This window comes from Curvivirga aplysinae, assembly GCF_009711445.1.
Lineage (GTDB): Bacteria > Pseudomonadota > Alphaproteobacteria > UBA8366 > Aestuariispiraceae > Curvivirga > Curvivirga aplysinae.
The window spans coordinates 1-10,804 of the sequence record NZ_SMMC01000108.1 but is presented as its reverse complement, the minus strand read 5'-3'; the positions used below and the strand labels follow the sequence as shown (position 1 = coordinate 10,804).

The window sequence follows — 10,804 nt, the reverse complement described above, 5'->3', positions numbered from 1 at the left end:
GTGATATGTCTTGTATTATGCTAGTATCGAAAATCATGACTTCAAAATAAGAATGGGGGAATGTGTGAACCTAATGGATACAAAGAGGTATGATTTTAGAAAGCTAAGTATTCTAGTCGTTGATGATTGTAAGTTTATGCGAAAAGTCATGGATAGAATGCTGCGCGTCTTAGGTGTGGAACATATAGGTTTCGCTAAAGATGGGTATGACGGTCTCCATGAATGTTATAATTTTAAACCTGATATCGTCATTTCTGATTGGGAAATGTCTCCGATGGACGGAGAAGAATTCATAGAAAAATTACGGAATGACGAAAACTCACCAGACCCCCTGATTCCCGTCATTATGTTAACGGCTTACACGGAAAAAAAGCGTGTTTTAGCCGCTAGAGATTTTGGTGTGACGGAATTTGTGGCGAAACCGGTTTCGGCACGCGTGTTATATACGAGATTAGTTTCGGTCATTGAGAACCCACGAAGTTATGTTCGATCAGATAATTTTTTTGGCCTGGACCGTAGACGATTAAGATCGATGTATAGTGGCAATGAACGCCGATATGTAGAAGCGGCGTCCAATAGTAAGAAATGAATATGTCAGTAAAAACTCAAATCCCTGATCAAATTGAAGAAGTGTCTTCTATGTCGACTGAAAATCCGCGAAATCTGCGAGATATCGTACCGGATTTTGGTGGGGTCGATCCAGAAAAAGCCTTTGCAGAAATTGACGAAGTTTTCCTCGAGCTAAAAAATGAATATGCGGATAAACTCGGCGAAGACATAATGGAAATAGAAAGACTAACGTCACTTTTTGAGAAGGATAATGACATAAGGCATTTGGACGCTGTTTATTCTATCGTTCATAATATGCGTGGACAGGGAGGGTCTTTTGATTTTCCATTGATCAGTGCAATTGGTACATCTTTCTGTAAATATGCAGCCAACCGTAAAGATAAGGAAAATTATTCGTTTCCTCTAATTCTTCAGCATCTAGAAGCAATTAAATTGGTTTATAAGGAAAATAGAAAGGGGGAAGGTGACCAAACGGCGCGAGCTGTGGTAAATGCACTTGCCCAAGCTGTAGACATTCTTTTGGAAAAAGAAAAGAATAGCTAGAAATTAAAAAGCTCGGCAAATTCCGAGCTTTTTGTATTTGTAAATGAGGTCACTTTTATTTTGCTGTTGCGAGATGACCGTAGACAAAAAGCAAGCAGGCTACAAATAAAAACATGCCACTCCATGCCATTGTCGCATCAATCGCTTGGCTAGCTGTAACAAGGCCCAGAAACGAAAGTAGGGCCATTAGAATTCCGACGATCCAGTTAGACATTTTGCATATCCTTTAAATTAAATGTCACTTAAATACCGCAGTGCAAAATCACCATAATTTTATGCAATTTGGGAAAATAGTAAAGCCCCTCCCATTGCATCGGAAAATATAGGTGTGATTACACCAAGGTGGTCTTGATTAATTAAATCTTTCTCACATTTAACAGCGTCTTTCTTTCATGACTTTGACATGGGTCAATGTTGTGTAACGGGGATTTGGACTATTAGTGTGTTTGACTAATAGTACGCCCTGATACTGGGATAATATCAGGACAATAATTTATAACCTGGAGGATCGAATATGAGCCAGGCAGTGGTTGCTAATAATAATGCAAGCACAGGTGTTGGAGCTATTCCCTATGATTTGGATGTTGTGAAGCTTTTCGCAATTGCAGCAACCATTTGGGGAGTCGTAGCTTTTGCAGCAGGTGTTTATATTGCATTTGAGCTGGCGTTTCCCGCGCTTAACTTTGACTTGGAATGGTTGTCATTCGGGCGTTTACGTCCGTTGCACACAAGTGCAGCCATTTTCGCTTTCGGGGGGTCCGCATTAATCGGTACTTCCCTTCTTGTTGTTCAAAAAACATGTCGCGCACCTTTGTGGGGTGGACGAGCTACTGGCCGTTTCATCTTCTGGGGCTATCAGTTTTTTATTGTAATGGCGGCTGTTGGTTACGTAACCGGTGTTACATCTGGTAAAGAATATGCGGAGCCTGAATGGTATGTTGACCTTTGGTTGACCTTGGTGTGGGTTGTTTATTTGACATCTTTCCTCGGCACATTGATGCGCCGTGAAGAGAAACATATTTACGTAGCAAACTGGTTCTTTCTTGCCTTTATCGTGACTGTGGCCTTGTTGCATGTTGTAAATAACTTGGCGGTTCCGGTTTCTTTCTTTGGCTCAAAATCCTATTCCCTATTTGCAGGTGTACAGGATGCTTTGACACAATGGTGGTATGGTCATAATGCAGTTGGTTTCTTCCTGACAGCTGGTTTCTTGGGGATGATGTATTACATTGTGCCAAAGCAAGCTGAGCGTCCGGTTTATTCTTATCGTTTGTCTATCATTCACTTCTGGGCCTTGATTTTCTTATATATCTGGGCTGGTCCTCACCATTTACATTATACTGCATTACCTGAATGGTCTCAAACATTGGGGATGGTTTTCTCTGTAATGTTATGGATGCCATCCTGGGGTGGTATGATTAACGGTCTGATGACTTTGTCAGGTGCATGGGAAAAGCTACGTACTGATCCAATCTTACGTTTGATGGTTACATCCATTGCCTTCTACGGTATGTCCACATTTGAAGGTCCATTGATGTCTGTTCGTGCGGTGAATGCATTAAGTCATTACACAGACTGGACTGTTGGGCATGTTCATTCCGGCGCCTTGGGTTGGGTTGCGATGATTTCTTTCGGTGCTTTATATTACATGGTACCAGTATTGTGGAACCGTGAACGTCTATATTCCATCCGTCTTGTTTCTTACCATTTCTGGTTATCAACTGTTGGTATCTTGCTTTATATCTGTGCGATGTGGGTAAGCGGTATCATGCAAGGTTTGATGTGGCGTTCTTATGATAGCTTAGGTTTCTTGCAATACAGTTTCGTTGAAACAGTGGAAGCGATGCATCCTTACTATGTAATTCGCGGTATCGGCGGGGTTCTCTTCCTGTTGGGCGGTATTTTGATGGCATATAACATTTTCCGAACAATCCGTGGTGACCTTCGTTCAGAAAAGCCATATGCAGCAGTTGCTGTAGCGGCTGAATAAGGAGGGCTTGATCAATGATTTTTAACCATAAAATTATCGAAAAAAACGCAGCAATTATGACTGTATGTATTTTGATTACAGTTGCAATTGGTGGGCTCGTAGAAGTGCTTCCATTATTCACAATTGAAAGTACGATTGAGAAAGTAAAAGGTGTTCGTCCTTACTCACCTTTGGAACTTGCTGGGCGTAATATCTACATCCGTGAAGGTTGCTATAACTGTCACTCTCAACAAATTCGTCCGTTCCGTGATGAGGTTGAGCGTTATGGTCATTACAGCTTGGCCGCTGAGTCCATGTATGATCACCCATTCCAATGGGGATCTAAACGTACAGGTCCTGACTTGGCACGTGTTGGTGGTAAATACTCCAACAATTGGCATGTACTTCATATGATCAATCCACGTGATGTTGTTCCAGAATCCATTATGCCTGGCTATCCATTTATGGCTGAGCGCGATCTGGACATGGACAATGCAGCGGATCATTTGACAGCGTTGTCATATACAGGTGTTCCATACACCGAGGAAATGATTGCTGAAGCACAAGCTGACTTATTGGCGCAAGCTGATCCAGATGCGGATTGGGATGATTTGTTGGCACGTTATCCAAAAGCTGTCGTAGGTGATTTTGATGGGGATCCAACTCGTTTAACTGAATTAGATGCTTTGATCGCTTACATGCAGATGTTGGGTACACTTGTTGACTTTACACAATATCAACCTGAAGACCTTGTTCAGTAAGGAGGTTTTCTAATGGATACTCTAGTAAAGTTAGCAAATGATTATTGGAATTTATGGCTCGGACTTTTGTTCATTGGCATCGTGATTGTGACTTTGTGGCCGTCTAAGAAGCGCGACAAAGAAATGGATGAAGCCGCCAATATTCCTTTAATGGAAGACGAACCTAACCATCGCAAAGGAGCGTGATCATGGCAGAGGAAAAGAAAATTGATCCCATTGCCGGTGTTGAAACCACTGGTCACGAATGGGACGGCATTGCGGAATTGAACAATCCGCTACCACGTTGGTGGTTATGGGTGTTCTACGCATGTATTGCATATTCAATCGGTTATATGGTGGTTTATCCATCTATTCCGTTGGGTGATACATATTTCAGCGGCACAGTCGGTTATTCTGATCGGATAAATGTCGCTAAAGAAATTGCGGCAGCTAAGGACGCAAAAAAGGAATATTTGGATCGTATCGAAACGTCTTCTTTGGAAGCAATTCGTAACGATGCTGATTTGTTGAGCTTCTCCGTCGTTGGTGGTGGTGCAGCATTTAAAGAAAATTGTGTGCCCTGTCACGGTGGTGGCGGTGTTGGTGGTCCAGGCTATCCTAACCTAATCGATGATGATTGGTTATGGGGCGGTGATTTGGAAGCCATTCACGAAACTATTGTACATGGTATTCGCTGGGATCAAGATGAAGATTCTCGTTATTCTGAAATGTCTGCATTTGGTACAGATGAACTTCTGGAACCCGCTCAGATTACAGAGGTAACGGATTATGTATTAACGCTTTCCGGTCAAGAACCAACATCCGCAGCATCTGCAAAAGCCGGTGCAACAATATTCGCAGATAACTGCGCATCTTGTCATGCGGTTGATGGATCTGGTGATCGTGAGCAAGGTGCCCCAGCACTGAATGACCAAGTTTGGTTATATGGTAGTGATTTTGACTCTGTTAGAGCGCAAATTCATCGACCACAACATGGTGTGATGCCAGCTTGGGGCGGACGCCTCGATGAAGCGACAATCAAAATGCTGACAGTTTATGTTCATGCACAGGGTGGTGGTGAGTAAATACCACCGTCGGTAAGTATTTACCGACTTCATATCCAATGAAATGAGCCCTGTTCTCGAAGCCTTTCGAGGGCAGGGCCATTTTTTTGAACGGATTTAAGAAATGATCAGGAATTTAAAAAATAAAACGAAAGCGGTATATGCACCTGCTGATAAAGCTGGGGCAGCTGCAGAGAAAGAAAAACCTGCTCCTCTATATGCGAAGCAGATTAAAATCCATCCCAAACGTGTATGGGGTGCATTCCGCAAATTGAAATGGGTCGCAATGATTGCTCTATTGAGCTTTTATTACATTGCACCTTGGTTCCGTTGGGACCGTGGTCCGGGTATCCCTGATCAAGCATTATTAATCGATATCTCGGCACAACGTGCCTATTTCCTATGGATCGAGATTTGGCCACAAGAAGTTTATTATATCACTGGGATTTTAATCCTTGCTGCCTTGGGTTTATTTCTCGCCACCGCGTTATTCGGTCGTGTTTGGTGTGGCTTTGCTTGTCCACAAACTGTTTGGACCGATCTTTATGTATGGGTTGAACGGATCATTGAAGGGGACCGGGCTGCGCGCATACGCCTTGATAAGGCGCCTTATTCAAAAGACAAAATTTTTAAACGTGTGATTAAGCATTTTATCTGGTTGTATATCGCCTTGTTAACCGGTGGCGCTTGGATCATGTATTTTGTCGATGCGCCGACCTTTATCAATGACTTATTCTTTAAGGGCGAAATTACCGGTAATTCTTTGTTCTTTATTGGATTATTTACTGTGACTACATATTTGCTCGCAGGTTTCGGCCGAGAGCAAGTTTGTACATATATGTGTCCATGGCCACGTATTCAGGGATCAATGACTGATGAAGATTCCATGATCGTGACTTATGAAACATGGCGTGGTGAACCGCGAGCAAAACCGGCGCGTGATGGAGATTATAGTAACCGTGGACATTGTATTGATTGTGGTAACTGTGTGGTGGTTTGCCCCATGGGGATCGATATTCGCGACGGTAATCAGTTAGAATGTATTGGTTGTGGGCTATGTATTGATGCCTGCGATAATATTATGGAGAAACTGAAGCTGCCCAAAGGATTGATTGCGTATGATTCTGTGAATAGACAGATTGCACGTTCCGATGGGAAAGCAGTAAAGCGCAAACTGGTACGTCCCAGAACTATTTTTTATGCAATTTTGCTGACATTGGTTACCGGAGTAATTTTATATACCTTCGGCACACGCGAGCATCTTGAAGTGAATATTTTAAAAGATCGCCAGCCTGTATTTGTAACCTTGAAGGATGGATCAATCCGGAATGGATATGAGGTGAAAATATTAAATAAGACTCAGCATCTTCGCAGTTTCTTATTAAATATTGAAGGGTTGGAAAATCCAACTATGAAGCTATCTGGCGCAATCGAACAGACAAGATCAATTGTGATTGAAGTACAGCCTGATGACGTGAAAGCAGTGCATGTCTTCGTTGCTGTACCGAGAAAAGAACTGAAATCTGATAAAACCGAAATAACGTTCAGTTTTGTGGAAATGGACCCAGGTTATTCTGATGGTAGTTTGGATATCTTGAATGAACTTCGAGAGAACCAGAAACATCAGACAACCTTTAATGGACCTAAGAAATAAGCTATAAATTTCATAACGAAGTAAGGATAATAACAATGGTGGATAGCGTCATGAGTAATGATAATGAACCAAAGAAAAAGAAGAGTATTATTCCATATTACTTTTTTGCTTTTTTTGCGGTTGTTCTGGCTGCTAATGGCACGATGGTCTTTGTTGCTCTATCTACATGGACTGGTTTGGAAACCAAGAACCATTATCTGAAAGGTCTGTCTTACAATGATAACTTAGACGGGGCTGAAGCCATGCAAGCTCTAGGTTGGCAAAAAGATTTAAAACTTGTCCCGATTGCTGGCTTCTTGGCAAAGGTTAGTTTGAATTTAAAAGACCAGAATGGCGACGCTATTCGGTTTGCTGATGTTCAAGTAACTGCTATTCGTCCAACTCATCATGGTTATGACCAAGTTGTGAAACTTCAGGAAACAACGCCGGGGCAGTATGAGGCTGCTCTGGAGTTTCCACTTTCTGGTCAATGGGATATTCGTCAGGATATCCGCACAAATGATGCTGATTATCAGGAAGTGAATCGCTTTTTCGTAGATGAAGAAGGAATTCGTCAATAAATGTCTGAAATGATCGCTGGTGCCTGTTGCCCCGTCGTGACAATCGACGGACAAGACATCGATATTACAAGCCAAATACCTAGTGATCTAACCCCATTTGAGGAACGTGTGGATGAAACAGTGATCCGCATGCGTTTTTTAGTGGATGGTATTCATTGTGGTGCATGTATTCAAACTATCGAAACGGCATTAAAACAACATGATGGTGTTAAGTCTTCACGGGTTAATTTCTCAACCAATCGCTTGGTTGTTGAATGGGATGAAACAAAGACAGATGTCTATGAGATCCTGACTGTACTTGCCCGCAAAGGATATCGAGGTGTTCCTTATAGTGCCGCAATGCTTGAAAAAGGGAAAGATGATCGCGACAAAGCATTGTTAAAAGCAATGGCAGTTGCGGGGTTTGCGGCGTCTAATGTGATGCTGCTTTCCGTTTCTATCTGGTCTGGACATTTTTCCGATATGGGGCCGCATACACGTAGTTTGATGCATTGGCTATCTGCACTTATTGCGATCCCTGCAATTATTTATTCTGGGCGTGTATTTTTTGATTCTGCTATCTCTGCCTTGAAGCAGGGACGTACCAATATGGATGTTCCGATTTCATTGGCTGTTGTCTTAGCAACTGGTATGAGTTTGTCTGAAACCATGCGCGGTGCAGATCATGCTTATTTTGACTCTGCGATTACCTTAATGTTTTTCCTATTGGTAGGACGTTATCTGGATCATCGTGCACGTGGTAAAGCGCGTGCGGTTGCGGAACATATGCTTTCTTTAAATGCAACGGCGGTCTCAGTTATTCAAGATGACGGTGGTATTAAGGTGGTTACTCCTGACCAAGTTCAGGAAGGGGATCGTGTACTTGTTGCCGCTGGTGAACGTATTTCAGTGGATGGGCGCATTGTTGCTGGTTCTTCGGATGTTGATAGTAGTGTGATAACGGGTGAAAGTTTACCAGAAAGCATGACTATTGGTGATCGTGTTTTTGCTGGTAGTATGAATTTAGGACAACCTTTGACTTTGGAGGTTGTGCAAGTTGGTGAGTCCACATTATTGGCAGAAATTTGTCGTTTGATGGAACATGCAGAACAACGTCGTGCTGATTATGTGACACTTGCAGATCGCATTGCAAAAGCTTATGCGCCAGTCGTTCATACATTGGCAGCTTTAACCTTCTTCGGTTGGACTTTGTTCTTTAACATGGGCTGGCAGCAGGCATTGTTAACGTCGGTTGCCGTATTGATTATTACCTGTCCTTGTGCATTAGGTCTTGCTGTACCTGTAGTTCAGGTCGTTGCAGCTGGCCGCTTGTTAAAAAATGGTGTGTTGCTTAAAACTGGGTCAGCTCTTGAACGTCTGGCAAAGATAGATCTAATTGTTTTTGATAAGACGGGTACTTTGACCGAAGGTAATCTTGAGCTGTTAAAGCAAGATAGTTGGAATGATAAAGATTTAGCTATTGCAGCGGCAGCTGCCGGATTTAGCCGTCACCCATTAGCAAAAGCATTACATAAGGCTGCAGGATCTACTGTTAAACCTGTTGTTGAGGATGTGCGTGAAGAAACCGGTTGTGGCTTGATTTGGGAAGGTGAGGGCGGCACCTATCGTCTTGGATCACGGAAATGGTTAGAACTGGAAGATGATGGTAATTCTATAGGGCCAGAGTTATGGTTACAGTATCCAACCGGACGCACCGCTTGTTTTAAATTTTCTGATCAATTGCGTGAAGACGCAAAGGAAGTAGTCGGAAAACTGAAAAAGCAAGGATATGAAATTGTTTTGTTATCAGGGGACCGCGAAAGCAATGTTTCCTTGGTGGCTCAGCAACTAGGTATTAAGGATTGGAAGGCGTCTTGTAACCCGACAGAAAAGCTTAGGTTCTTGGAAGAAAGACGTGCTGAAGGACTTAATGTTGCGATGGTAGGGGATGGCTTGAATGATGCACCTGCATTAACAGCAGCAACAGTATCTTTATCTCCCAGCTCTGCTGCCGATATTAGTCAAAATGCTGCGGATGTCGTTTTTCAAGGACGTTTATTGAAGCCAGTATTTGAAGCCTTATATGTATCAAAGAAGAGTGATGTTTTGGTTAAGCAAAACTTTGCTTTGGCATTGGGATACAATATCTTTACAATTCCATTAGCAGTGATGGGATTTGTAACCCCGTTAATCGCATCTTTAGCAATGTCCAGCTCATCTATTGTAGTTATCGTAAACGCATTACGTTTGGGATGGACGATTTCAAAAGGTAAATCAGAAACATGAGTGGCTTACTCTATTTGATTCCTATTGCATTAGCTCTTGGTTTTTTAGGGCTTTTGGCATTTTTGTGGACGTTAAAATCGGATCAGTATGATGATTTAGATGGTGCGGCACATCGTATTTTGTTTGACGACGATGATCGACCTTTACAGAAAGATCCGTCAGAGAAATAAAAAAGCCCGGGAAATACCCGGGCTTTTTCTTGTCGATATTTGAAATTAATCAAATAAAGCGTCAATTTCGGCCTGACTAATGCCTTGACCTTCCATTTGTGGTCCTGCGAGTAAATCCGCATCTGGATCAACATCCTCACCACTTTCATCAGTTGGGACTGGTAATTCGGAAAAGGCATCAAAGCCCCAAATATCAATCATCGAACGGATACGTTCTTCAACAAACTGCATTGTCGTGACAACTTTGGTGATCCGCTGTCCTGTAATATCTTGGAAGTTACAGGCTTCCATAATTGCTGTTGTGTGAGATGCAATCTTATCTGACAAGGTTACGATATCTTCATCTTCATGTGCCAAAGCAGCAATTTGTGTTAATTCTTTTTCGATGCTTTCCGTTGCTTCCAAAATGTTGTTAGTGGCGGTTTCAGTTGCCATAACAATTGCATCCAGTTCAGAAGAAGCCTGTTCTAGGCGGTCGTCTTCAGCACTTGGATGTTTAATTTGTGCTAATTCATTTTTTGCTTTTGCGATGGTTCGCACCATCTGTGCAACTTCTAAACGAAGCTCTAGATCATGGCCTTGTTCCGGATCCATGAAACTTCCGTTATCTTCGCTAGGTATCGCATTTTCCATGCCGGACATTTCCATTAAGGATTTCATCTCTGCAACTTCTTCACGAAGTGCTGAAATCGCATTAATGATTTCGTGTGCGGCACCGCCCCCTAAAGACGCAGCACTTGAATTTGGTGCTACTGATACGTCTACATGTCCTTTTTTTTCTACAGAATATACATCCCGTGGTTCATGCCCTGACATCATATTTCCCTCTTCATCTTCATCTGTTTACTACAGGGTGAAAATCCATCTTTATGGTTATTTATATACCGAAGTTGAATAAGAGTCATCAATGAACGTGTGAAAGCTATGTGAAATTTTCAATTTTTATAGATAGTTATAGCTTTGAAGCTCAGTTTTATCTTAGTTATTCTTAGGGTTAATAGCTTTGAATTGTATTTTTGTCGATCGCATGATCCTTGCTGTCAGAACCTTTTTAGTATTTATAAGGCATTGACATTTAAAGGGGCAATCTCGTTCATCTGCCCCACAATTTTCAATGGATCTGAGGATTACATTAGCGCCGGCAAAATCGCCTTTGGCAAGGCGAAATTCAGCTTTTCTAAGAAGCATTTCGCATGATTTTAACATTTTATACAGCCAATCTAGAGGACAAAAGTCATCTTGGAATATACTATACTATTTTAGAGGTTA

At 42.2% G+C, this 10,804-nt stretch carries 12 protein-coding genes; 10 read left to right on the top strand and 2 right to left on the bottom strand.

The features are described from left to right. Nucleotides 1-73 precede the first annotated feature (73 nt). Both E1160_RS02785 and E1160_RS02780 read left to right on the top strand, forming a co-directional pair. On the top strand, nucleotides 74-589 hold the full coding sequence (locus E1160_RS02785) for a response regulator (protein WP_218048671.1): 516 nt from the start codon (nucleotides 74-76) through the stop codon (nucleotides 587-589). A 2-nt stretch (nucleotides 590-591) separates the two neighbouring features. Then, nucleotides 592-1,113: a hypothetical protein gene (locus E1160_RS02780; RefSeq protein ID WP_155153471.1), complete on the top strand. Its 522-nt coding sequence runs from the start codon at nucleotides 592-594 to the stop codon at nucleotides 1,111-1,113. Between the two features lie 55 nt (nucleotides 1,114-1,168). Here E1160_RS02780 and E1160_RS02775 read toward each other — a convergent pair whose 3' ends face one another. Next, on the bottom strand, nucleotides 1,169-1,327 hold the full coding sequence (locus E1160_RS02775) for a hypothetical protein (RefSeq protein WP_155153470.1): 159 nt from the start codon (nucleotides 1,325-1,327) through the stop codon (nucleotides 1,169-1,171). Nucleotides 1,328-1,627: 300 nt separating this feature from the next. Between E1160_RS02775 and ccoN the strand changes: the two genes are divergently transcribed. The 8 genes from ccoN to ccoS all read left to right on the top strand — a co-directional run bounded on the left by ccoN (nucleotide 1,628) and on the right by ccoS (nucleotide 9,535). Then, nucleotides 1,628-3,103 carry a cytochrome-c oxidase, cbb3-type subunit I gene (ccoN, locus tag E1160_RS02770; protein ID WP_155153469.1) on the top strand — a complete coding sequence of 492 codons (1,476 nt, stop codon included), beginning with the start codon at nucleotides 1,628-1,630 and terminating at the stop codon, nucleotides 3,101-3,103. 14 nt (nucleotides 3,104-3,117) lie between these two features. After that, nucleotides 3,118-3,843: a cytochrome-c oxidase, cbb3-type subunit II gene (ccoO, locus tag E1160_RS02765; protein WP_155153468.1), complete on the top strand. Its 726-nt coding sequence runs from the start codon at nucleotides 3,118-3,120 to the stop codon at nucleotides 3,841-3,843. Between the two features lie 12 nt (nucleotides 3,844-3,855). Beyond that, nucleotides 3,856-4,029 carry a cbb3-type cytochrome c oxidase subunit 3 gene (locus tag E1160_RS02760; RefSeq protein WP_155153467.1) on the top strand — a complete coding sequence of 58 codons (174 nt, stop codon included), beginning with the start codon at nucleotides 3,856-3,858 and terminating at the stop codon, nucleotides 4,027-4,029. Between the two features lie 2 nt (nucleotides 4,030-4,031). Then, on the top strand, nucleotides 4,032-4,907 hold the full coding sequence (gene ccoP, locus E1160_RS02755; RefSeq protein WP_155153466.1) for a cytochrome-c oxidase, cbb3-type subunit III: 876 nt from the start codon (nucleotides 4,032-4,034) through the stop codon (nucleotides 4,905-4,907). A gap of 103 nt (nucleotides 4,908-5,010) precedes the next feature. After that, nucleotides 5,011-6,540: a cytochrome c oxidase accessory protein CcoG gene (ccoG, locus tag E1160_RS02750; RefSeq protein ID WP_155153465.1), complete on the top strand. Its 1,530-nt coding sequence runs from the start codon at nucleotides 5,011-5,013 to the stop codon at nucleotides 6,538-6,540. Nucleotides 6,541-6,590: 50 nt separating this feature from the next. Beyond that, nucleotides 6,591-7,100 carry a FixH family protein gene (locus E1160_RS02745; protein WP_218048670.1) on the top strand — a complete coding sequence of 170 codons (510 nt, stop codon included), beginning with the start codon at nucleotides 6,591-6,593 and terminating at the stop codon, nucleotides 7,098-7,100. Beyond that, on the top strand, nucleotides 7,101-9,365 hold the full coding sequence (locus E1160_RS02740) for a heavy metal translocating P-type ATPase (protein ID WP_155153463.1): 2,265 nt from the start codon (nucleotides 7,101-7,103) through the stop codon (nucleotides 9,363-9,365). Further along, nucleotides 9,362-9,535, top strand: a complete 174-nt coding sequence (gene ccoS, locus E1160_RS02735) for a cbb3-type cytochrome oxidase assembly protein CcoS (RefSeq protein WP_155153462.1) — start codon at nucleotides 9,362-9,364, stop codon at nucleotides 9,533-9,535. The genes E1160_RS02740 and ccoS overlap by 4 nt, the downstream gene beginning before the upstream one ends. A 45-nt stretch (nucleotides 9,536-9,580) precedes the next feature. Here ccoS and E1160_RS02730 read toward each other — a convergent pair whose 3' ends face one another. Continuing rightward, nucleotides 9,581-10,354 (bottom strand): protein phosphatase CheZ, encoded by a 774-nt coding sequence (locus E1160_RS02730; RefSeq protein WP_155153461.1) that lies wholly within the window; start codon nucleotides 10,352-10,354, stop codon nucleotides 9,581-9,583. Between the last annotated feature and the right edge of the window lie 450 nt (nucleotides 10,355-10,804).

Bases quoted from the DNA above. Each gene is read 5' to 3' on its own strand.
- ccoS (WP_155153462.1), top strand. From the start codon at position 9,362: ATGAGTGGCTTACTCTATTTGATTCCTATTGCATTAGCTCTTGGTTTT.
- E1160_RS02780 (WP_155153471.1), top strand. From the start codon at position 592: ATGTCAGTAAAAACTCAAATCCCTGATCAAATTGAAGAAGTGTCTTCT.
- E1160_RS02760 (WP_155153467.1), top strand. From the start codon at position 3,856: ATGGATACTCTAGTAAAGTTAGCAAATGATTATTGGAATTTATGGCTC.
- E1160_RS02745 (WP_218048670.1), top strand. From the start codon at position 6,591: ATGAGTAATGATAATGAACCAAAGAAAAAGAAGAGTATTATTCCATAT.
- E1160_RS02740 (WP_155153463.1), top strand. From the start codon at position 7,101: ATGTCTGAAATGATCGCTGGTGCCTGTTGCCCCGTCGTGACAATCGAC.
- ccoP (WP_155153466.1), top strand. From the start codon at position 4,032: ATGGCAGAGGAAAAGAAAATTGATCCCATTGCCGGTGTTGAAACCACT.
- ccoN (WP_155153469.1), top strand. From the start codon at position 1,628: ATGAGCCAGGCAGTGGTTGCTAATAATAATGCAAGCACAGGTGTTGGA.
- E1160_RS02775 (WP_155153470.1), bottom strand. From the start codon at position 1,327: ATGTCTAACTGGATCGTCGGAATTCTAATGGCCCTACTTTCGTTTCTG.
- E1160_RS02730 (WP_155153461.1), bottom strand. From the start codon at position 10,354: ATGATGTCAGGGCATGAACCACGGGATGTATATTCTGTAGAAAAAAAA.
- E1160_RS02785 (WP_218048671.1), top strand. From the start codon at position 74: ATGGATACAAAGAGGTATGATTTTAGAAAGCTAAGTATTCTAGTCGTT.
- ccoO (WP_155153468.1), top strand. From the start codon at position 3,118: ATGATTTTTAACCATAAAATTATCGAAAAAAACGCAGCAATTATGACT.
- ccoG (WP_155153465.1), top strand. From the start codon at position 5,011: ATGATCAGGAATTTAAAAAATAAAACGAAAGCGGTATATGCACCTGCT.